The organism is Brevibacillus sp. FSL K6-0770, from assembly GCF_038000275.1.
GTDB lineage: Bacteria > Bacillota > Bacilli > Brevibacillales > Brevibacillaceae > Brevibacillus > Brevibacillus parabrevis.
Genome location: NZ_JBBOBQ010000001.1, coordinates 5,104,646 through 5,126,967, shown reverse-complemented (window position 1 = coordinate 5,126,967; position 22,322 = coordinate 5,104,646). Strand labels below are relative to the sequence as shown.

19 protein-coding genes are annotated in these 22,322 nt (G+C 52.9%); 16 read left to right on the top strand and 3 right to left on the bottom strand.

What is annotated here, in order from left to right:
• The first annotated feature begins 14 nt into the window (after positions 1 to 14).
• The 4 genes from NST23_RS24345 (at position 15) to NST23_RS24330 (ending at position 3,541) form a co-directional block, all read left to right on the top strand.
• Positions 15 to 1,265 carry a cysteine desulfurase-like protein gene (locus NST23_RS24345; RefSeq protein WP_340964746.1) on the top strand — a complete coding sequence of 417 codons (1,251 nt, stop codon included), beginning with the start codon at positions 15 to 17 and terminating at the stop codon, positions 1,263 to 1,265.
• A gap of 129 nt (positions 1,266 to 1,394) precedes the next feature.
• Positions 1,395 to 1,622 carry a hypothetical protein gene (locus tag NST23_RS24340; protein WP_122966773.1) on the top strand — a complete coding sequence of 76 codons (228 nt, stop codon included), beginning with the start codon at positions 1,395 to 1,397 and terminating at the stop codon, positions 1,620 to 1,622.
• Between the two features lie 22 nt (positions 1,623 to 1,644).
• On the top strand, positions 1,645 to 1,956 hold the full coding sequence (locus NST23_RS24335; protein WP_122966774.1) for a hypothetical protein: 312 nt from the start codon (positions 1,645 to 1,647) through the stop codon (positions 1,954 to 1,956).
• Between the two features lie 154 nt (positions 1,957 to 2,110).
• The gene (locus NST23_RS24330; protein ID WP_340964743.1) at positions 2,111 to 3,541 is read left to right on the top strand and encodes a hypothetical protein; all 1,431 of its coding nucleotides are present in this window, start codon (positions 2,111 to 2,113) and stop codon (positions 3,539 to 3,541) included.
• Positions 3,542 to 3,780: 239 nt separating this feature from the next.
• Here NST23_RS24330 and NST23_RS24325 read toward each other — a convergent pair whose 3' ends face one another.
• A complete protein-coding gene (locus tag NST23_RS24325) occupies positions 3,781 to 4,332 on the bottom strand; it encodes a hypothetical protein (protein WP_122966776.1) in 552 nt (183 codons plus the stop codon).
• 117 nt (positions 4,333 to 4,449) lie between these two features.
• Here NST23_RS24325 and NST23_RS24320 point away from each other — a divergent pair, with 117 nt between their 5' ends.
• From NST23_RS24320 to NST23_RS24275, 10 genes are all read left to right on the top strand, one after another.
• Positions 4,450 to 5,043, top strand: coding sequence for a TetR/AcrR family transcriptional regulator (locus NST23_RS24320; RefSeq protein WP_122966777.1), 594 nt, complete (start codon positions 4,450 to 4,452; stop codon positions 5,041 to 5,043).
• A gap of 36 nt (positions 5,044 to 5,079) precedes the next feature.
• On the top strand, positions 5,080 to 5,757 hold the full coding sequence (locus NST23_RS24315; protein ID WP_122966778.1) for a response regulator transcription factor: 678 nt from the start codon (positions 5,080 to 5,082) through the stop codon (positions 5,755 to 5,757).
• Entirely contained in the window at positions 5,754 to 7,556 is a 1,803-nt protein-coding gene (locus tag NST23_RS24310; RefSeq protein WP_122966779.1) for a sensor histidine kinase, read from the top strand. Before NST23_RS24315 ends, NST23_RS24310 begins: the two co-directional genes overlap by 4 nt.
• A gap of 180 nt (positions 7,557 to 7,736) precedes the next feature.
• Complete coding sequence (locus NST23_RS24305) at positions 7,737 to 8,405, top strand: GDSL-type esterase/lipase family protein (RefSeq protein WP_122966780.1); 669 nt, start codon at positions 7,737 to 7,739, stop codon at positions 8,403 to 8,405.
• 43 nt (positions 8,406 to 8,448) lie between these two features.
• Positions 8,449 to 9,855 (top strand): MBOAT family O-acyltransferase, encoded by a 1,407-nt coding sequence (locus NST23_RS24300; protein WP_340964740.1) that lies wholly within the window; start codon positions 8,449 to 8,451, stop codon positions 9,853 to 9,855.
• 14 nt (positions 9,856 to 9,869) lie between these two features.
• Positions 9,870 to 11,018 (top strand): DHHW family protein, encoded by a 1,149-nt coding sequence (locus tag NST23_RS24295; protein WP_340964738.1) that lies wholly within the window; start codon positions 9,870 to 9,872, stop codon positions 11,016 to 11,018.
• 16 nt (positions 11,019 to 11,034) lie between these two features.
• Complete coding sequence (locus NST23_RS24290) at positions 11,035 to 11,541, top strand: DUF4358 domain-containing protein (protein WP_340964736.1); 507 nt, start codon at positions 11,035 to 11,037, stop codon at positions 11,539 to 11,541.
• A 210-nt stretch (positions 11,542 to 11,751) separates the two neighbouring features.
• Positions 11,752 to 13,122 carry an alkaline phosphatase gene (locus NST23_RS24285; RefSeq protein WP_122966783.1) on the top strand — a complete coding sequence of 457 codons (1,371 nt, stop codon included), beginning with the start codon at positions 11,752 to 11,754 and terminating at the stop codon, positions 13,120 to 13,122.
• A 178-nt stretch (positions 13,123 to 13,300) separates the two neighbouring features.
• A complete protein-coding gene (locus NST23_RS24280; RefSeq protein WP_340964733.1) occupies positions 13,301 to 15,583 on the top strand; it encodes a DEAD/DEAH box helicase in 2,283 nt (760 codons plus the stop codon).
• Positions 15,573 to 17,192 carry a ribonuclease H-like domain-containing protein gene (locus NST23_RS24275; RefSeq protein ID WP_415858090.1) on the top strand — a complete coding sequence of 540 codons (1,620 nt, stop codon included), beginning with the start codon at positions 15,573 to 15,575 and terminating at the stop codon, positions 17,190 to 17,192. Before NST23_RS24280 ends, NST23_RS24275 begins: the two co-directional genes overlap by 11 nt.
• A 161-nt stretch (positions 17,193 to 17,353) precedes the next feature.
• Here NST23_RS24275 and NST23_RS24270 read toward each other — a convergent pair whose 3' ends face one another.
• A complete protein-coding gene (locus tag NST23_RS24270) occupies positions 17,354 to 18,064 on the bottom strand; it encodes a hypothetical protein (RefSeq protein WP_281869698.1) in 711 nt (236 codons plus the stop codon).
• A 157-nt stretch (positions 18,065 to 18,221) separates the two neighbouring features.
• Positions 18,222 to 18,794 (bottom strand): GNAT family N-acetyltransferase, encoded by a 573-nt coding sequence (locus NST23_RS24265; RefSeq protein WP_340964731.1) that lies wholly within the window; start codon positions 18,792 to 18,794, stop codon positions 18,222 to 18,224.
• Positions 18,795 to 18,908: 114 nt separating this feature from the next.
• Between NST23_RS24265 and pdxR the strand changes: the two genes are divergently transcribed.
• Both pdxR and NST23_RS24255 read left to right on the top strand, forming a co-directional pair.
• Positions 18,909 to 20,336 (top strand): MocR-like pyridoxine biosynthesis transcription factor PdxR, encoded by a 1,428-nt coding sequence (gene pdxR, locus NST23_RS24260; RefSeq protein WP_063231729.1) that lies wholly within the window; start codon positions 18,909 to 18,911, stop codon positions 20,334 to 20,336.
• A gap of 1,135 nt (positions 20,337 to 21,471) precedes the next feature.
• Complete coding sequence (locus NST23_RS24255) at positions 21,472 to 21,993, top strand: hypothetical protein (RefSeq protein ID WP_063231731.1); 522 nt, start codon at positions 21,472 to 21,474, stop codon at positions 21,991 to 21,993.
• Positions 21,994 to 22,322 lie beyond the last annotated feature (329 nt).

Below are 22,322 nucleotides of genomic sequence, written 5' to 3'. Positions count from 1 at the left end.
AGGGGACAAAGTCAGTGACACGTACCTCTGCTTTTCCTGTGCAAGAAATTCGCGAGCAGTTTCCCGCCCTGCAGCGCACGTACCACGCCAAGCCCGTCGCGTATCTCGATGGGCCGGGCGGCTCGCAGGTTGTGGCAGCGTCCATGCAAGCCGTCTTCCGGTATATGGAGAACGGCGGAGCCAATCTGCACGGAGCGTTTCCTACCAGCCGGGAAACAGAAGCGATCATTGCCGACGCCAGGCAAGCGGTTGCCGATTTGCTGGACGCCGCACCGGAGGAAGTCGCTTTTGGCGCAAACATGACGACCTTGGCTTTTGCCATCGCGCGTGCGCTTTCCCGTTCCTGGCAGCCAGGAGATGAGATCATCCTTTCCGAGCTGGACCACCGGGCGAATGTCGATCCGTGGCTGACCGCTGCGTTGGACCGTGGGGTGCTCGTCCGGTGGCTCAAAGCCGATCCAGAGACGTTGACGCTTGCCACAGAGGAGCTGGATACGCTTTTGACCGAAAAAACCCGACTCGTAGCAGTCGGATTGGCATCCAATGCGGTCGGCACGATCAACGACGTGGCGCGGATCGCTCGCGCTGCGCGAAGAGTCGGCGCTGTCGTCGCGGTGGATGCCGTCCACGCCGCGCCGCATATGGCGATCAGTTGCAAGCAGCTCGGCGCAGACATTTTGCTATGCTCCGCCTACAAATTTTTTGGCCCGCATGTGGGCATGGCCGTCATCCGCCAATCGCTGTTCGAGTCATTGAAAACGTACAAACTCGCTCCAGCGCCGGGCTACATTCCTGACAAGCTGGAGACGGGAACGCAAAACCACGAAGGAATCGCGGGCATCGCCCCGGCGATTGACTTCATCGCTTCGCTCGGAACAGGTGCCAACCGCCGCGAACGGCTGGCGGACGCTTTTTCCCGGCTGGAAAAGTATGAAAACCATCTGGCTGACGTCTTGCGAAGCGAGCTGCAACAAACAGCAGGCGTGAAGCTGTTCCAGGCTGGTGCGCATGTGCCAAAAACACCGACGATTGCCTTTCGCTTGGAAGGAATCGACCCGGAAGAAGCGTGCTTGCGAATGGCAGAGGAACATAGCGTGTTTATCGCGAGCGGCGATTTTTACGCCTCGCGTCTCGCTGAGCTGGCCGGACTTGCCGACAAGGGCGGGTGGATTCGGGCCGGGATTGCTCCTTACAATACGGAAGAAGAAATCCGGCGGTTGGCCCAAGGGATTGCGCAAATGGTGCGAGCGCAAAAAGAAGTCTGAATCTCCAGAAATGATCGGCGTGTAGGCGCAAGCTGAATCGACGCGGAGCATACCCGGATTCCGGTGAATAAAAAAAGCCTTACCCCGCAAACTATAGATAATCATCAGAAGAGGAAGCGGGGGGAAGGAATGCTCCACTACCCAGGGATTTACTATGCTATTTTTGGCCTGCTTTTTTTGATCGGGCTGTTTTGGACCATACGCTACGCCAAACGCCAGGAGACGAAAGAACTGGACAACAACATCAGCGAAACAACCGTCAAGCACAAGGTACTCGGGAATGTCGGGATGCTGTTTTACCTGGGAGCGTTTGCGGTGCTGCTCGCGATATTGCTGATTTCCGTACTCGTATACTAGCGTTCGGGAGGCGAGAGTAACAATGGACAAAAAAAGATATTACGTCTCGGTTCAGGCAGGGACAATCATGGAAAATCAGGGCGATTCTGCCTACGAGTTCGAAATCGAGGCGACAGACCTGCAAGTACACGCTTTGAAAAGCTTGTTTGAGCAAAGGACAGAAACGGAATTTGACACGTTCATCCGCGGGCATGCCCTGGCTGTCCCGTATCATTTTGACGCGGAAAACGATCTGTACGACGATTGTTTGACGCAAATATACCGCGCCATTTACGAATGCGGGACAGAGGAAACGAAGCAGCATATCCAATCCATGGGCATTCTCAACGGATAGTCCAGATTCAGCTGATTCGTGCACGTACACAGCCCACTTTCATCCGCCAATCATCGGCGGATTTTTTGTTTTGTGGAAGGGATTTCCAGCGTCCGTGTCAAAGAGCTTGTTTGAAGCCTGACCTTGCGGAGAGCGCATAAAGGAGGAAGTGCTTGTGAACAAGTCTTTGGCAGGATTGCCTGATCGCGCGACAATCGCAGGTTGGCAAGCGTACATGAACCAGCTCGGGCCGAGGTTGACGGGGACGGCTGCGCATCAGCGTTTTATCGAATTTTTGCGGGAACAAATCACGGCCATCGGCTATCAAGTTGAAACAGATCGGCACTACTTTCAAAAGTGGGAGGCAGAGCAAGCAAATCTGCACCTGTTGGCGGCTGACGGAACGGAGCAAGAAATCCGCGTCGCCTCGATTTATCCGTATTCAGGCATGACTTCTTCGCAAGGAATAGAAGGAGAGCTTGTTTATTGCGGCAAAGGAAAAGGCAGCTACAAGCATGCGCGGGGAAAGATTGCAGTCGTCGAGGTAGCGGTGTGGCCTTTGCCCACGACACTTTTGATGAAACAGCGCGACGTGTTTCCCGACGACGCGAAGCTGTCTTTTTTCCTGCAAAATCCGGTCTTGCAGTCGTTTCTTGGCGTGCCGGATTTGAAAAAAGCGAAAGAAGCAGGCGCTTTGGCAGTGATTGGCGTTTGGCGAAATATATCCACGGCAAATGCGCGTGACCAATACTTGCCTTTTGGCAATGACTATCAGGGGATTCCCGGCGTGTGGGTCGATCGCGAGGCGAGAGAAGCTCTACTGGAAGGCATCTCGAAAAAGAAGAGAGCGAGGTTGACGTTGTCCGCCAGTTTGCAGGAACAGGCTGCGAGCGAGACGATTTATGCAGTCGTTCCCGGAAAAACGGACAAGGAGGTCATCCTGGTCAACACGCATACGGATGGGCCGAATGGAATCGAGGAAAATGGCGGCCTGGGCATGCTGGCTATGATGCATTTTTTGCGGAATCAAGCGGAGAAGCCCGAACGAACGATGTTGTTTGTATTCGTGACGGGTCACTTCCAGCTTGAGCAATTCGGACTGAACCATCGTCAGGCGACATCCCGCTGGTTGCGCGATCATCCTGAGCTGTGGGAGGGCAAAGAGGGCCACGCCCGTGCGGTGGCAGGGCTGACCCTGGAGCATTTGGGCTGCATGGAATGGAGCGACAATCGGGACAAGACAGACTTTTTGCCGACAGGCCGTATTGCGCCGGAGCTGGTTTATACGGCGAACAAAGAGCTTGCGGCGTTGTACTTGCAAGCTTTGCAGGGACGGAAAAAGGTGCGGACAGTCTTGTTGCGCCCGCGCAATCGCATTTATTTTGGCGAAGGCCAGCCGCTTTTTCAGGAAGGGATTCCGACAGTGTCGCTCATCCCTGGCCCCGATTATTTGTGCACGGCCCCGGATCATGCCGAGGCAGACAAAATCGACGGAGAGCTGATGTACGAGCAAATCGAAACATTCGCCAAACTGATGATGGAACTGGATAAAACCAGCGTGGACAAGATCGGCAAGGTGGAGCCTGAATCGTTTGGCATCTGGTAAGGGAAGCTGGTTTTCTATCTTCTGTCCGGAGCGTAGCCGTATCCGGGGTATTTGCCGACAGGCCATTTTTGCTTGCGCGGCGCATCCAAAAGCTCCGGCCGGACATTGGCGTGGCTTTTATGTCAAAAAGGAACAGCGCCCCAGTGCTACGCACACTGGTTTCGCTGTCCCTGCATCATCGTATTTGTGCCAGCCCGGCTTTGGCTTTTGCCTGGGCGTCGACGGTTATATCTTTACGGTCACGAGCTGGCGCTTTTGCTCCGTTTGGGCCAGACGAAAAAGCTGACGGTAATCAAAAGGTCAATGCCGAGCACGACCGCCCATTGCAGTATCGCCCGCTCCAAAGCTCCGGTCCGCGAGGCATCTCCGACAAAAAAGATCATCGCGAGCAGCAGCCCCGCCCCGATGAGGTAGGCGAAGACGTGCTTGAACCAGCCTTTGGCATACGACCTGGCGTAAGCCATCCCGTACAGCTTCGGCTTTTTCGCCAGTGGCTGCTTTTTTACATAGGACAAAAACTTGTCGTCCGCCCAGCGAATCATGCCTTTGCCAAAAGCGATCGACACGCCGATATAGACAGCAGCCAGCGCATGAGCCATGGTCGCAGTCGCGCCCCGGTACAAGTCCACGCTGGTCACGGCCAGCAAAACGAGGTCGACCACGGGAGTCAGCGCCAGGATGAAAAGCCCCAGCCGCTCTTTTCCCAAGCCATACCGCACGGCCAATCCGAGGGCAATCACGACCCAAAAACCAATTTCACAGGCAACGATCATCCACGCGATCCAGTTCACGTTCACGCTCTCCTTTTTAATACAAATGTATTGTAAAAAGATTTTATCACCTGTTTTTATTTAATACAAGTGTATTGTTTAATTGCTCGTCCTGTTCGGGCTTGGTAAAATACAGCTATGCCAAAACAAATCGATCACGAAAAACGAAGAGAACAAATAGCCGAAGCGACCTGGCGGGTCATCAGCGAGCGGGGAATGGAGGGAGCGACGGTTCGCAATATCGCGGCAGAGGCAGGGCTGTCGCTAGGTGCGCTGCGGCATTATTTCAGCACGCAGGACGAGCTGCTGGCGTATTCGTTGAAGCTCGTGAAGGAGAGGGCGACGGCTCGCATCCGCGAGATTATTTCGCTTGATTTGCCGCCGAGAGAGAAGTTTATCAAAACGATTCTGGAGCTTGTGCCTACCAATCAGGAAAAGATGGCGGAAATGGAGGTCTGGTTTGCCTTTACCGCCTACTTTCGCCATAAGCCGGGCGGATTGGACGCGCAGTATGACGGCATTTACCCCGGCTTGCAAAAGCTTATGGACTATGCCGAGCAGTCCGGACTGCTGCCTGCGAACATCGACAAGGAAATGGAGACAGAGCGGCTCTACGCCTTGGTCGACGGGCTTGCGCTGCACGCCTATCTCGAACCGCAGCGCCTGGACGGGCCGAAGGTAGAGCGCGTGCTGATTCATCACTTGTCAGCGCTGATGGCAACGGAAGATTGAGCCATGTCAGGTAAACATGACACGGGGAGAACAGACATGAACAAAAACATCCTGATAGTCGAAGACGAACCGATTTTGCGGGAAATCATGAAGGATTACTTCGAAAACGAAGGCTATGCGGTGCTGGAAGCGGCAGACGGCAAAGAAGCGCTGGCGCTGTTTCAGGCGCACGACGTCCACCTGATAATTTTGGACATCATGCTGCCGGAGCTGGACGGCTGGTCGGTCTGCCAGCGCATCCGCAAAATATCCCGTGTGCCGATTATTATGCTGACGGCTCGCGCTGACGAGGATGACACGCTCTTCGGGTTTGAGCTGGGCGCTGACGATTACGTCACCAAACCGTACAGCCCGCCTGTTTTGCTGGCGCGGGCCAAACGGCTGCTGGAGAGAGAGGCTTTTTTGGCTCCGGCGGGCGAGCGCCTGTCTGGCAGCGGCATCACGATCGACTTTTCTTCGCGCACAGTGGCAATCGGGGAGAAGCAGGTTGATTTGACGCACACGGAGTTTGAAATCCTCGCTTATTTGCTGAAGCATAAAGGCATGATTGTGTCCCGGGAGCAACTGATTACGAAAATATGGGGGTACGACTTTGCCGGAGACGATCGCACCGTGAACAGCCACATTCGCAATTTGCGCGCCAAGCTGGAAGAGAAGGCGTCCTGTATCGTCACCGTTGTCCGGTCCGGGTACAAGTTCGAGGAGCGGGCATGAAAAGCAGTGTTGTCACCAAGCTGTTCATCTGGACGACTGCTTTGTGCGTCCTGATCCTCGCCGTGATTTACGTGGGACAGACCGTTTTTTTCAAGCAGTTTTACATCAACCAAAAAGTCGCGGACGTGCAGGCAAGCTTGCAGGCGTTTGAGCAGGAGTACGCCCAAAAGCGCAACGATATCGAAGCTGTCCGGCAACTGGAGCAACAGTTTTACCGCCAGCACAACACATGGGTCACCACGCTCGATCAGCTCGGCAACATTCGCGATGCGGCCGATTTTTCCGTCGAAGTCAGGCTGTTCCCGGAAAAGGGCAACCCTTTTGCCAATCGGACATTGGTCCTTCCGCTGTACGGCCTCTTGAACGCAGAAGACCTGTACCAGCGTAGCCGCTTCCTGCGTCCGGGCGAGATGGTCGCCATCGATGTGTTTCAGAGCGGCGAGGAGCTGGTTCCGTATCGGCTCGAAGTGGAGTACGACAAAGTCTGGTTCGAGAATAAATATTTTGTGAAAAAAGAGCACGAGATCATCTCGAAAAACCCCAATCCAGCCGAGAAGAGCGAAGAATTTCCAAATAGGCTGCTCTACGGGACCATCACGCAGGCGCACCTCCCGGACCAGGGGGAAACGCCGCGCTTTTTGTACAGCAATCCGGCCTTTGTCGACCGGATCAAGCAGTTTCAGGCGGACTTGCTGGTGAATCCGGAAAAGGCGAAGCCAGCAGGACCGCTGACGTATCAGGTCGCAGAAAACGCGATCTCGTACCAATTGTTCGTCCAGCCTGTGCATTACGCGAACGAGCAGCCGATTTACCTTTTTGCCATGACATCGTTGCAGCCTGTAGATGAGGCGATCAGCATGATCGAGGATTACTACGTGTATCTCATCCTGTTTGTGCTCCTGCTCATTCTGCTCAGTTCCTTCTACTATTCGAAGCAAATTGCCCGTCCGCTGCTTGCGATCAACCAGACGACGAAAAAGATGGCCAGCCTTGATTTCTCCGAGAAAATTCCCGTCGTCTCCCATGACGAGATCGGCGACCTCTCGCGCAGCATCAACCAGCTCTCGGAGCGGCTGCACGCCTACATCGAGCAGCTTCAACAGGATATCGAAAAAGAAAAGCAGCTGGAGCATACGCGCAAGGAATTTATCGCAGGCGTATCGCATGAGCTGAAAACGCCGCTGTCGGTAATCCAGAGCTGTCTGTCGATCGTCAAGGACGGGGTCGCGAGCCATAAAAAGGACTACTACTTCGAGGCGATGGAAAAAGAAGTGAACAGGATGGACTTGCTGATCATCGACATGCTGGAACTGGCGAAGTACGAATCAGGAACGTACAAGATGCAGCGGGAGCCGTTTGCGCTGCACGAGGTGATCGAGCAGGTTTGCGACAAGCTGCGCCCGGACATCGAGGGCAAACAACTGCATCTGCACAAACAGCTTGTGCCTGTTGTGGCAGTCGCCAATCAACTGCGCATCGAGCAAGTCGTCGTCAATTTCCTGACCAATGCCATTCGCTATACGCCGGAAGGGGAAGTCGTCGTCGTGTCCATCCGCGACGAGGGCCGGATGGCACGAGTCAGCATCGAAAACAAAGGCAGCCGTATTCCCGAGGAACAACTGGAAAAAATCTGGGATCGCTTTTACCGCGGAGAGCCGTCCCGCCAGCGTTCCACGGGAGGAACCGGACTCGGGCTGGCTATTTGCAAAAAAATATTGGAGCTGCATGACGTGCCGTTCGGCGTGTGCAATACGGAGGAAGGCGTCGAGTTTTTCTTCCTGCTCCCGAAAAACGAATAGCATTCAAGCGCAGAACACGTTTCTGCGCTTTTTTGTTCTGGTCGTTTTTATCCATTTTTTACGCCGCGTCGATTTGTTCTGCATCTGATCTTGATCTCGGCCCTGTACGCTCTTTGGGTAGACAAGGCAAGCATTGCATTGCGCATTGCGCGTCATTTTCAAAAAGAGAGGGAGAGAATCATGAAAAAACAAGCTTTGGTCATGTTGTTGGCAGGGAGCATCGGGTTGTCGCTTGCCGCATGCGGAAATCAACAGGCAGAGCAGCCCAAGCCTGCCGAGCGAGGAAGCGCGGGAACAGCCGCAGGGCAGACAGCGGAGCCGACGTATCGGTCGTTGTTTCAAACAAGCGTATTTCTCGGCGATTCGATCACGGAAGGCTTGTCCTTCCACGATGTTTTGGATGAGGCGAATGTAGCGGCAGGGGCAGGCAAAACGGCTGAATTTGCGCTGGAGGATGTCGAGGAGATCGCCAAGCGCAAGCCTGAGCGTATTTTCATCCAATTGGGATCAGATGACATCCTCTGGCCGACAGACGATCCCGTGAGCTACTCGTACAAGCATTACGCCAAGCTGATCGACAGTCTCAAGGAAAAGCTGCCCCAGGCGAAGCTGACGATCTTGTCCGTGACTCCCGTAACGGCGGAGGCAGAGAAACAGGAGCCGCGCTATCGCAACATTGCAGCGTACAACAAAGGGTTGCAGGAGCTGGCGGCCAAGCACGGCGTGGAGTTCGTCGACGTGTCTCCGCTGGTTGCTGGCAACGAAGACTTGTACGATACAGACGGGATTCACTTCAAGGGCAAATACTACAGGCTGCTGCTCGATTACTTGAAAGACCGCCTGAACTGACAGGCGCGTCTGCCGAGCGTTGCGGGCAGGGAGGGAACGAGCGTTGGTTTTTAGCAGTCTGTTGTTTTTCTTTTACTTTTTGCCGCTTACATTGCTGCTTTATTATATAGCGCCTGCGCGGCTGAAAAATGCGGTGTTGTTCGCGGCAAGCCTGGTGTTTTACGCATGGGGCGAGCCTGTGTACGTGTTTCTCATGCTCGCTTCCACGGCGTTTGATTATGCCAATGGTTTATTGCTCGACAAGTTCAGGGAGCGAAGGGGAGTAGCCAGGGCGATTCTCTTGTTCTCGCTCGCCGGGAGCTTGGGGGTGCTCGGGTTTTTCAAGTACGCCGGGTTTGTCGCAGACAACCTCAACCAGTGGCTGGGGCTTTCGTTGTCTGTGCCAGAGCTGCCGCTGCCTGTCGGCATTTCCTTTTATACGTTTCAGACAATGTCCTACATCGTGGACGTGTACCGGGGCAAGGTAGCCGCGCAAAAAAACATGCTGTCCTTCGGGCTGTACGTGGCGATGTTTCCGCAGCTCGTGGCGGGACCGATCATTCAATACGGCGAGATCGCGAGGCAACTTGTCGCCCGCACGGTGACATTCGGGCAATTCGGCGAAGGGGCAGCGCTGTTGGTCAGAGGACTGGCGAAAAAAGTGCTGCTCGCCAATAACATCGGGCTGCTGTGGTCTGACGTGAAAGCGACGCCGCCCGACGAGCTGACGACTTTTCTCGCCTGGCTCGGCATCGTCGCCTTTGCCTTCCAGATTTACTTTGACTTCAGCGGCTACTCGGATATGGCGCGCGGACTGGGGAAAATGTTCGGCTTTGACTTTATGGAAAACTTTCGCTATCCGTACATGTCCAAAAGCATTTCGGAGTTTTGGCGCAGATGGCACATTTCGCTAGGGAGCTGGTTCCGGGAGTACGTGTACATTCCGCTTGGCGGCAACCGCGCGGGGCTGTTGCGGCAGTCTGCAAATTTGCTGGCCGTCTGGTTTTTGACTGGACTTTGGCATGGAGCAAGCTGGAACTTCGTCATCTGGGGGGTGTATTTCGGGCTGTTCATCATCCTGGAAAAATGGTTGCTCCTGCGCTTGCTGCAAAAGGCGCATGCCGCTGTCGGGCACGTCTACACGCTTGTGGTCGTGCTGATCGGCTGGGTATTTTTCGAATGCGCGAGCCTGCCTGTGGCCTGGCAGTTCCTGAGGGCGATGTTCGGTTTTGCGGGACAAGGCTTCATGGACGACCAGGCGCTCTACTACTGGTCGACGAGTTGGCTCTTGCTGCTTGTGCTGGCAATTTGCTCGACGCCGTTTCCAGAAAAGGCAGCAGCGCTGCTCAGAGACAGGCGGCACTTGCTGGGCGGGGCTGTGGCGGCGGCCGTGCATGTCGGGCTGTTGCTGCTGTCTACGGCTTTTTTGGTCGATGAGACGTACAATCCATTCTTATATTTTCGTTTTTGAAGGATGTGGTGATTGTGAACAAAGCCAATCCGTGGGAAGGGCCTCTGGTCGCCCTGCTATTGGTCGCTTTTACCGGCGGGATTCTCGGCTGGAACCTGCTCGCGCCCGACCAGCCGTTTTCCGAGGCGGAAAATCGCAGCTTGAAGCAGCTCCCGATGTTTTCCGTGCACAGCTTGGTCACAGGAAAGCTCGCGACCGAGGTGGAGAAGTACGTCGCCGACCAGTTTGCGGCTCGGGAGTTTTGGGTCGGGCTGCGCTCGGAAGTGGAGAGCGCGCTGGGCAAAGTGGAGCGGCATGGCGTTTACCTGGGGCGGGACGGATTTTTGCTGCAAAAATTCACGCCGCCCGCGCCCGGCGACGCAGAGGCGAAAGCCGCGGCGATCCATGCGTTTGCTGATGCAGTGCCCAGCCTGCGCACATACGTGATGCTCGTCCCGACGGCGCAAAGCGTGCTGGACGACAAGCTGCCGCCTTACGTCTCCGGCAGCGGAGAGCTTGTCTACCGGGACGAGATCAGGCAGCTTCTGGACGAGAGAATTGCGTTTGTGGATGTGTATCCGGCGCTGACTGCGCAGCGAAAACAGGCGATTTTTTACAAGACAGACCATCACTGGACGACGAAGGGCGCTTTTTATGCCTACCAGACGCTGGCAAGGCAAATGGGCCTGGAACCGCAGGACGAGGAAGACTTTCGGATAGAGACAGGGTCGGACGCGTTTTACGGCTCGCTCTATTCCAAAAGCGGCTACAGACATGTGCAGCCGGACAGCATCGAACTGTATGTTCCGCGCGCGGCGCAAACGTACAGCGTCGAGTTCGTGGACGAACAGCGGCAGTCCCATTCGTTGTACGAGCTGGATCAGCTCAAGCGCAAAGACAAGTACGCCGTCTTTCTCGGCGGCAACCACGGCCTGCTCCACATTCGCTCGGACAATCAGGCGAAAAGGAAGCTGCTCGTCGTCAAAGACTCGTATGCCAACAGCCTGCTGCCGTTTCTCGTGCCGCACTTTGCGGAAATCGCCGTCGTCGACCTGCGCTATTACGAGGGAGATGTTTCCCGGCTCGCCCGCGAGCAGCAGTACAGCGACATGCTGCTGCTCTACAATGTGCAGACGTTTGCGGAAGATCCGTCCATCCTCGCTTTGGCAGGACAGGGGCAATAAACAGGAGGGAAAAGCAATGACAAGTCTGTTTGGGAGCAAAGGCGCCCGGAAGTGGCTGGCGGCACTGTTTGCCTGCGCCGCGCTAGTGATGGCAACTGCCGGATGCTCCGATGCGGAGCGCGAGGAAGCTGCCCCGACGATAGAGGAAATCGCCGAACATATCAGCCAAGCCGTGAACGTATCCGAGCTGAAGCAAGGCGATGCGGCCAAGCTGCAAAAGCTTTACCACATCGCGCCAGAGGAGATCGAGGGCTTTATGCTGCTAACGTCGCAGTCGAATGTGCGGGCAGACGAAATTCTCGTCTTGCAGGTGAAGGACGCGGCTGATCTCGGGGCGATCAAGGAAAACGTGCAAAAACGCATCAAGGCGCAACTGGTCAAATTCAGCGACTATCGTCCGGACGAGGCGACTCTCGTGGAAGAGCATGTGTGGAAAACAAAAGACAGATTCGCGCTGTTCGCCGTCTCGCGGGAGTCCGGGCAGGTCGAGCAGGCATTCGAGGAGGCTTTTTCGCTGCCGTAGATCAGGCGCAAAAAGAGGCGCGGGAAGCCGTGGGTCTGCCGACAGACTGGACAACAGCGGCGTTTTCGCCAAGGCCAGGCGCTACCCATTTGTTAACGCAGCCTTTACCAATCCCTTACATTTCTTTACACAAAGCCCGTCCTATCTCAACAGAAGAAGACTATGATTGGTGACATGCTTATGAACATTCCTATTTGCAGGAGGTACAAAATGTTTCGTACATTCCCGAAAAAGCTTGTCCCAGTAGCTGTCATCTCTTCTCTGGCCCTGACGACGGCGCTGTTTGGCGGCACTCCCGGTCTGGTCAAGGCGGCAGAAAATAAAGCGGGCAACGCCCAAGTTAAAAACATTATCTTCCTGATCGGTGACGGCATGGGTACGTCCTATACAACTGCTTACCGCTACATGAAAGACGACCCGAAGACTACTGTGATGGAGCCGACCGAGTTTGACAAATATTTGGTCGGGGCGCAAATGACTTATGCCGAGGACGAAAAGCAAAACATCACCGACTCGGCTTCTGCGGCGACTGCCATGTCTTCCGGCGTGAAGACGTACAATAACGCGATTGCGGTCGACAACGACAAATCGGAAGTAGAGACGGTGCTGGAACGGGCCAAAAAAGTAGGGAAATCTACTGGACTGGTAGCTACCTCGGAGATTACGCATGCGACCCCTGCGGCTTTTGGTGCGCACGATGAGAGCCGCAAAAACATGGACGCGATCGCAAACGACTACTACGATCTGCGAATCAACGGCAAGCATTCCGTCGACGTGTTGCTCGGCGGCGGTCTGAACAACTTTGTACGCAAAGATCGCAACTTGACGGAAGAGTTTAAGAAAGACGGCTACAGCTACGTCACGACCAAACAAGAGCTTTTGAGCGACAAAAATGACAAAATTCTCGGCTTGTTCGCAACAGGCGGAATGGACAAAATGATCGACCGCACGGAGAAGTCTCCTTCGCTGGAGGACATGACGAAAGCGGCAATCGAGCGACTGAACAAAAACAAGGACGGCTTCTTCCTGATGGTAGAAGGAAGCCAGATTGACTGGGCTGGTCACGACAACGACATCGTTGCCGCGATGAGCGAGATGGAAGACTTTGAAAAAGCGTTCAAAGCAGCGATTGATTTTGCGAAAAAAGACGGCAACACACTGGTTGTCGCAACGGCAGACCACTCCACAGGCGGCTTGTCTGTAGGGGCGAAAGAGGAGTACAACTTCCTGGTAGGGCCGATCAAAGCGGCGAAGCGCACCCCTGATTTCATTTCTGCCGAAATCGCCAAAGGCGCAAACGTAGAAGAAACGCTGAAAAAGTACATTGATTTGCAACTGACTCCGGAAGAAATTGCTTCCGTGAACAAAGCGGCTGCCACCAAAAAGCAGGTGGACATCGACAACGCCATCGAAGCGATTTTTGACAAGCGCACCTTCACTGGCTGGACAACAGGCGGACATACCGGAGAAGATGTCAACGTATACGCTTACGGCCCAGGCAAAGAGCAATTTGCCGGACTGATCGACAATACGCACAACGCCGAAGTCATTTTCGAGATTCTCGGCAAGGCGAAGAAATAAGGATGCAAGAACAGAAGCTGCCAGGCTTATCTGGCAGCTTTTTCTTTTGCGCGGGCCAAGGGGGAGAGTCTCCCGTCCTGCCTGCATGTTTCTCGCGAAAGTCGCTTCGGCCAAAACAGCTATAGGGGTTTACATCCCGAACGTCCATTCGTAGAATAAGGGCAAGAAGGTGAGCCTGGTGAAGATGAAAAAAGATATGGCAAGTATTTTGGAGCAGTTGAAAACAGACGAGCGTTTTCGGGACAATATCGCCCACTGGCGGGTGATTCCGGCACGCGAGGCCAAAGCGGTTCCGTTTCCGCAGGAGATGGATGCGCGTATTCAGGATGCGCTGACGCGAAGAGGGATCAGTTCTTTGTACACGCACCAGGAGACGTCGTTTCGCCATGTGCGCGGAGGCAAGCATATCGTGGCTGTCACGCCGACTGCATCGGGGAAAAGCATGTGCTACCATCTGCCGATTTTGCAGACGCTGGCCGAAGACACACAAGCCCGCGCGCTTTACCTGTTTCCGACCAAAGCGCTCGCCCAGGACCAGAAAGCGGAGCTGCACGAGCTGATTGGCGAAATGGGGCTGGCCATCAAGTCGGAGACGTACGATGGCGACACTCCTGCCAACATCCGGCAAATGGTGCGCAAAGCGGGCAACATCGTCATCACCAACCCGGACATGCTGCATTCAGCCATTTTGCCCCATCACACCAAATGGGTTTCTTTTTTCGAGCATTTGAAATACATCGTCATCGACGAACTGCATACATACCGCGGCGTCTTTGGAAGCCACGTCGCCAACGTGATTCGCCGCCTGAAACGGATTTGCGCCTTTTACGGCAGCACGCCGCAATTCATCTGCACGTCGGCTACGATCGCCAATCCGCGAGAGCTGGCGGAAGCGTTGACAGAGGAGCAGGTAGAGCTGGTCGATAACAACGGCGCGCCGTCGGGAATCAAGCATTTTGTGTTCTACAATCCGCCAGTGGTCAACCGTCAGCTGAACATCCGGCGAAGCGCCACATTGGAGGCGCGGGATATTACCGAGCAGTTTTTGACCAATGGCATCCAGACGATTTTGTTTGCGCGCAGCCGTGTCCGGGTGGAAATTTTGCTGACGTATTTGCAGGAGCTGATCAAGCGCAAGCTCGGCCCGAAAACGATTCAAGGATATCGCGGCGGCTATTTGCCTAGTCAGCGCAGGGAGATTGAGCGCGGCCTGCGCAATGGCGACATCATGGGAGTTGTTAGCACGAATGCGCTGGAGCTTGGGGTGGACATCGGGCAGCTCCAGGCGTGCGTCATTACCGGGTATCCAGGCTCGGTGGCGAGTACGTGGCAGCAGGCGGGACGGGCAGGCAGACGGCAAGGAGAGTCGGCGGTCATTATGGTCGGCAGCTCGACTCCGCTGGATCAATACGTGATCGCCCACCCCGAGTATTTTTTCGATCGGAGTCCGGAGACGGCACGGATCAACCCTGACAACCTGATTATTTTGGTCGATCATCTGAAATGCGCGGCGTACGAGCTGCCTTTTAGCAAAGGGGATACGTTCGGTCGCGCGGAAATCACGGAAGTGCTGGAATTTTTGACTGAGGAGCAAGTGCTGCACTACTCTCGCGGCAAATGGTTCTGGATGAACGATTCATTCCCAGCACACAACATCAGTCTGCGCTCGGCATCCCAGGAAAACGTGGTCATCATCGATATTAGCGAACGCGGCAACGAGCGGGTCATCGGGGAAATGGACCGGTTCAGCTCGATGACGCTTTTGCATGACGAAGCGATTTATTTGCACCAGGGAACGCAGTACCAGGTGGAAAAGCTGGACTACGAGGAAAAGAAAGCGTACGTCCGGGAAGTGCAGGTCGACTATTATACAGACGCCAATCTGGCGGTGCAGCTGAAAGTGCTGGAGCAGGACCAGACGCGCCACCACGGGCAGAGTGTCGTTGCCTACGGCGAAGTCTCGGTGCACGCCATGGCGACGATTTTCAAGAAAATCAAGTTTGAGACGCATGAAAATATCGGTTCGGGGCCGATTCATTTGCCTGAGGAGGAGCTGCACACGAACGCAGCGTGGATCGGTTTTTCCGACTCGCTGCTTGCAGAGATCGGGACGGAGGACGTGGAGCGGGGGATGGTTGGACTGGCCCACGTATTGCAGCACGTAGCGCCACTTTTTGTCATGTGTGACCCGATGGACTTGCATGTGATTCCCCAGCGCAAGGCTGTGCATTCTCAAGAGCCGACGATTTTCCTGTACGACCGCTATCCGGGCGGCATCGGGCTATCCGAGCAAGTGTACAAGGAAATGGAGACGATTCTCACGCAGGCGCAGCAGCTGATCAGCTTTTGTCCGTGTACATCCGGCTGTCCTTCCTGCGTAGGGGCGACTGATGACGGCAGCAAGGAGCTGGCGATGACCTTGCTGCGCATCGCTCAGGGAGGAAGCACATATGTCTCTTAAATCCAAGCTGCAACGGATGAAGGGACATATGGCGCTGGATTCGGAAAAAAGGGCGTCGTCCGCCGCAGCGAGGGCAGCTGAGGAAGCGCAGGGGCAGTCGGCTGCGGGATTGGCGGCCAAAGCAGACGGAGTGCTCGAAACAGCCGAGGTGTCGGCCAAAGCAGACGGAGTGCTCGAAACAGCCGAGGTGTCAGCAGAGGCAACCAGAGTGTCCGTTGCGGCTAAGGCATCGGCTGAAGTAGCTGGAGCGTTCGAAACGACCGAAGAATCAGCCAGAGCACCAAAAACGACTAAGATGTCCGCAGAGGAAGAAGTTACCGCATCAAGTCCCGCTGACTCAGAATCACTTTCTGCCATTCCCGCACAAGCAGGGAAACTGCCGATTCCTTTTGCAGACAAATGGAGCAGAATGCAGGCGTTCCCCTACTTTTGGGAAGACGAGCATGTCATGATTCGCGAGGTTCGCTATCCGATCGGGCAACGCCACGGGGCGTACACTTTTTCCCAGTTGAACGAGGCAATCGCTATCTGGGAAGCTTCCGGCAGAGAGCATCCATTGTCCGCAGCGGGCAAAAAAGCGGACGAGTTGCTGTTTTTTGATACGGAGACAACCGGGCTGTCCGGCGGCGCCGGGAATGCCGTCTTTTTGCTTGGTTACAGTCGTCTGGAAGGGGAAGAAGTTATTGTCCGCCAGCATTTCCTTCCGGCTCCGTATGCGGAAGCGACTCTGTACCAGTCGTTTCTCGAACAGGCGCAAAAGTCTTCGCATCTGGTGACGTTCAACGGGAAATCGTTTGACTGGCCGCAGGTGCGGACGAGGCATACGCTGGTGCGCGATCAGGTTCCCGCCTTGCCGACGTTCGGTCATCTCGACTTGCTGCACGGAGCCAGAAGGCTGTGGAAGGCTGAGCTGGAATCGTGTCGCTTGGGAATCATCGAGCAGGAAAAGCTGGACGTTTTTCGCGAAGATGATTTGCCAGGCTTTTTGGCTCCTGTACGGTACTTTGACTTTTTGCATTCGCAAGACCCTGACGTGATCGAAGGGGTGCTGCGGCACAACGAGACAGACGTTCTTTCGCTGATCACGCTGTACATTCACATGACCCGGCTGTTGACAGATCAGCCGGGCAACGACATTTCTGTTGCGGAACGATTTGAAATTGCCAGATGGTACGATGCACTGGGGGACCAGGAAGCGGCCATGGCGGGCTACCGCCTGGTTGCGGATAGCGACCATGTCTGGAGCAACCGGGCCAAGCTCGCCATCGGCCATTTGTACAAAAAGCAAAAGAACTGGCAGCAAGCGTTGACGGTCTGGGAAGCGTGCATAGCGTCGTCCGGCTACGTCCCGGAAGAGGTGTACATCGAGGCGGCGAAGCTGTGCGAGCATCAACTGGGCGATGCGGAAAAAGCATTGCGCTATACGCGGCAAGCTTACGAGCAGTGGAAAAAGCGGGGCACCTTGCTGCGAAACCGTACCCAAGCAGAAGCAGCCGCCTACCAAAAACGGATCCACCGCCTGCAAGCGAAAATGCAGGGAAATGCGGTGGAGCAGGAGAGCCTTTTGTCCGGGTTTTTGGATTGGTCGGATGAGCAGGAAGAAATGTAAATAGCGCAATAATGGTAGGCTCTGTCGGGAAAGCAGCAGCTATCGGTAAGCAGTAGCTACTGGGTAAAACAGCAGCTATTGGATCAGCAGAAGCATTAGCTAAAAAGTGTAGCTTTCCGATAAAAAAACAGCCTCCTTCCCAAACCGGGTGAGGCATTTTCTCAGTCTTCTATGTCAAAACGAAGCTTCGTTACTGGCCCGTCTTCCTTGAACCATTTGGCGACCGATTCGTACGAAGAATCAGTCAGCACTGGTACCGATATTTCCAGCGTGTGCGCGTCGACCCATGCCAAATCCGTGATGGGCAGCTCAAAAGACTCCGGTGATAGCAGCGGCCGCAGCTTTTCCTCGGCATTGTGGATCGGAAGCAGCTCCAGCTTCATCAAATCGATGATCGACAGATGATGCCGAATCACTTCATTCCCCTCATTTCTGCCAAGGAGGATCGCTGCGTACTTTTCGTCAGGCGATAAAATCGCTTGCTGAAAGATGCTGGAAGGGTCTAACGGAAGACTTTTGACATGGTCGTCTTGCAGGTGGACCAGAACATGACTGCATAATTTGGTGCCGCAGGCGTAGGCCACATCGGCAAGCAATCCATTTTTTCCAGACCAGAATGGCTCAACCACGATTCGTTCCATTTCAATCTTCTGCTCTTCGGGGGTGTACTCGTTCAAATAATTTTGCAGCCCTTGAATTTGATTGACGGGTAAATCATATTCTTTTGAGTCAAAGACAAAGGTTAGTGCTTCCCCCACTTCCGTCACAGCGCTGTCGGTTTGTTGAAAAGAGGCTGCTTCGTTGCTGCACCCGCTCAGTTGAATTAGAAGAAGCAGCTTCAATAAGATAGAGACAAGGAAGTTCCTTTTCATAACAGCTCCTTTTCGGCTATATACGCTTGATTTTACAATATTTTCTATTCTTTTGCGTTTCTACAGCAAAGAGATGAATCCTGCACAAAACAGCCGCTAAAAAACGCTCATGACCGTGTAATGAAAAACAGACCCTCTGATTGGAGGGTCTTGCCGTTTATTTAACATATCTCTCCCGATACTCCTCCGCCAGCATGGACATCAGGATCGAATCGTGATAAGCATGGTTGTAAAAGAGCGCTTGACGCTGCACGCCTTCGCGCTGGAAGCCGAGCTTTTCATAAGTGTGGATCGCCCGGTCATTGTAGGCGAATACGTTCAGCTCGATCCGGTGCAGGTTGAGAATGCCAAACCCGTAGTCGAGCATCAACAGCAGCGCCTCACTGCCGTAGCCTTTGCTCTGGTAGGCGGGTTGATGGATGGCAATGCGAATGTAGGCGTTGCGGTTGAAAGTGTCGATATCGCCTAGCTGAACGTCACCAATCACCTCATCGTTTTCGCACAAGGCGATCGCAAGCAGCACGCTGGCAGAATCTTGCCTTTTGCTCTCAAAATATTGCTCGATTTGCTCGCGGGTAAAGTGCTTTTGCGTGCCTGTCAATTTGCGTGTATCGCTGCTGTAGAGCGAATGATAGTAAAAGTCCACATCGTCCTGTCCAAGAGGGCGGAGATAGACGCGTTTTCCCACCAGAAAACGGACGGGGGCGCTGTATTCGTTATGAGTAGACATGTTTGCTGTCCTCCTTGCCAGATTCGCTTTTTAACAGCATAGTGGACAAGTGTATACTTGAAAATGCACAGTTTGCTAAAAAACAAAAGGACAGATGAGGGAGCATACACGATGCTGCTGTTGACACCCAAATGGAATGAAGCGACAAACGAGCCGCAATATGTGCAGCTGTATACGTATATCAAAAACGAAATCATTGCGGGCAGGCTGGCGGAGAAAGTTCGCCTTCCTTCCGTCCGCAAGCTGGCAGATTCGCTTGGCCTGAGCACGACACCTGTAGAAATGGCCTACCAGCAGTTGCTTGCCGAAGGATTCATTCAGAGCAGACCGCGCAGCGGCTACTTCGTGGAAAAGCTGCCCGATCCCGAATTTTCGCCAAAAGAAAAAAGGCAGCATGAACACTTAGGATGGAACCGACCGACTGTGCGTGATGCACGAAACTACCAATACGATTTTCATATGTCGCAAAACGATTTTTCTCTTTTTCCGTACACGCTCTGGCGCCGATTGTACAATCAACTACTGTGCCCGGCGCGGGAAGAAGATTTGTTCTATGGAGATCCGCAGGGCGAGCCGGGGCTGCGTCGGCAAATCGCCGATTATTTGCACAGGTATCGCGGAGTAACCTGTTCGCCGGATCAAATCGTCGTTGGAGCCGATCAGTTCGGGCTGCTTTCGCTCATCTGTCTGATGCTCAAGCCGCAGTTGGAGCGCATCGGCGTGGAAAATCCGGGCTACCTGCTCTATGCCAATACATTCCGCCAGCATGGATATGAGACGGTGCCGATTTCACTCACGGAGGACGGGATCGATGTTTCCGAGCTGTACGAGTCGCAGGTGCGGCTCGCCGTCGTTTCTCCCTCGCACCAATATCCGCGCGGGATGATCATGCCTGTCTCCAAGCGGTTGCAGCTGTTGGAGTGGGCGCAAAACGTCAACGGGTACATCATCGAAGACGACTACGACGGCGAGTTTCGCTACCACGGCAGGCCGATTCCTGCGCTGCAAGGGCTGTTGCCGCAAAATAATGTCATCTACATGGGCGGCTTCGCGCAAGTCATGGCGCCTGCGCTCGGCATCTGGTACATCGTTTTGCCAAGCTCCTTGCTGGATGTCTACTACACCTTGCTGCGCGACACTTTGCTGGAGCAGTCAGCGTCGCGGCTGCATCAACGCGCGATGGAAGCATTCATGCAAAACGGCCATCTGGAAAAGCACGTCCGCAAAATGCGCAGCCTGTACCGGAAAAAGCACGATGCCCTGCTGGCAGCCGTTCAGAAGCATTTTGGCGAGCGGGCTGCTGTGATCGGAGCAGATGCCGGATTCCACGTATTGCTGCGCGTCTACAGCGAGCGGTCGGAAGAAGAGCTGAAACGGCTGGCGATTCAGGCGGGAGTGCGGGCGTCTTCTGCGGCTTTTACATGGCTCAAGCCGCCTGCGGACATGCCCAAAGAATTTTTCCTCGGCTTCTCAGGCATTGCCCTCGACCAGATCGAACCGGGAATTGCAGCTTTGTGCCAGGCGTGGTTTGGCGACAGTTGACAACAAGCAAGCGGGATACGATGGTCGATTTGGCCAGCCGGGCAGATTTTCCAGGACGGATTTGCGCGTCAGGTACGAGTTGAGTGAAAATGAGGTAATGATTGATTGTTTATGATCTTTGTTGATTTTTACTGAGCCTTCACATAAAATTAAATCAATACCAATTTAATCCTTTTGTGTATGTAAAACCCTTTGGCGTGGAGGGGGAAATGAAATAGCAAATGATTGAAAAAAAGTATCTCAAATCAAATGAGGTCATGGACTATTTGGGAATTTCTAAAGCAACACTGACGAGGTACATTTAACAAGGTATGCCAGTTTATAGACTGTCGGCACGTAAAACTTGTTTGGCCCTCAATTAGTAAATGAATGGCTTAAAAAACGTTCTGAAGGCTAATTAAAAGAGAAGCCTCTCACTAATGTAGAACGCGCTTATCAACGCCATCGAAATAGCACTTTTTTGGAGATATAAATTAAGTGATAGGGTAAAGTCGGGAATTGTAATTTTTAATGAATTTACAAAAGCTTAAAAGTAATTTTATGGGGGTATGCTTTAATGTCTAACCATATGAAAAGAAGATATCTAATTAGTTTGTGCGCTTCAATATTATGTCTGATAATTCTTTTTATTCTTGCGTATAGTCAAAATATTGAATGGTTAAAAGAGTATAGTTTTCTTAAGATATATTTAATCTCCATAATAGTTCACATAGTAACTCATTGGGTAACTGGATTTTTCAGGATAAAAAAAGTTTAAAAGAATAACGGAGACAAAAAATGTAAGAGTATTTTAATTTGCTCTTACATTTTTTTATTTATATGGAAAATTATATGTGTATTGTTAAAAATATAAAAATAATACAAAAAATTAACTAAAAAGGATAAAATTAGAAGGAATTACAATTATTTCTGTAGAAATGTAGAAAAAAGCCGTACCAAGTAGAACTTTGGCGAGTCACCCTTGGTAGCGGCTTAGCGTGAACCCCTTTCTTGTTGTGAAAAAGGGCTACATCCTTTTAATTAAACAACAAAAGTCCCTTTTACTGCAACAAAAAAGAGGTTAATTTCTGCCGGGAAAGGGGAGGAATGACAACTTTTTTGTTTCGAAACTAAATTAATTGAAGGGACTGTAAAAATGTTGAAAATGAAAAGACTTTTAGCGATGGTAATGACTTTTGCTCTAATGTTAGTGGGGGTTGCAGGATTCGGCGCTTCTTCAAATGTTGCTCAAGCAGCAAAAGGAGATGTTGTTGGTGTAGTAGTAAAAAGGCAAATATATCATAAATCTCAATGGAGTCAGGCTAACTGGTCGCAAACAGATTATGAGTTTTATTTGATGGCCCCACAAGCGCGTAAATTTGCAAAAAATTACGATACAGGCTATGCAGAGGCAGCTGCTGAATATCTCATGGGCTTAATTCCAACTGTGGGGCCGTACATGGCTGGTATTGCAGTACTCACTTCGATTTACGATAGTGATTTTGGTACTGAAATTCGGGATCGATCTGAGCGTGGTCCTGTAAAGTTTACTGTAACGCAGAATAAATACGGAAAATTTTATGGGCCGGTGACTACTTGGAGTGGTGATGTTGATAGAGTCAAATTAGGTGACACTACTTATAGTACTGTAGTCGACTATGATTACCTATATAAGTAATGAATCGTTAATAACTTTTTTTTCTAGTTGACTCTAGTGTTAAGCTTGGAAGTTTTACGGTGGTATGCAAGCCTGGCTCGATCAAAATGTAGCAAATTTCCGGTTTAATCGATGAAGTTGAGGGTGGTGTCAGCGACGCTGGTACTACCCCAACTAATAAAACAGCGAAATATGCGCATTGTAATGAGCTGTTTAGATCCATCTTTAAGTGGAAATTCAATAGTGCAGTTATGGCGTACAGTTCTAGGGGCGAAAACCTCTTTAGGTACCTGTGCGTTTTTTGTTTTTCCAGTCTTCTAGCGCATGAGGGAGCTGCAAAATACGAATGT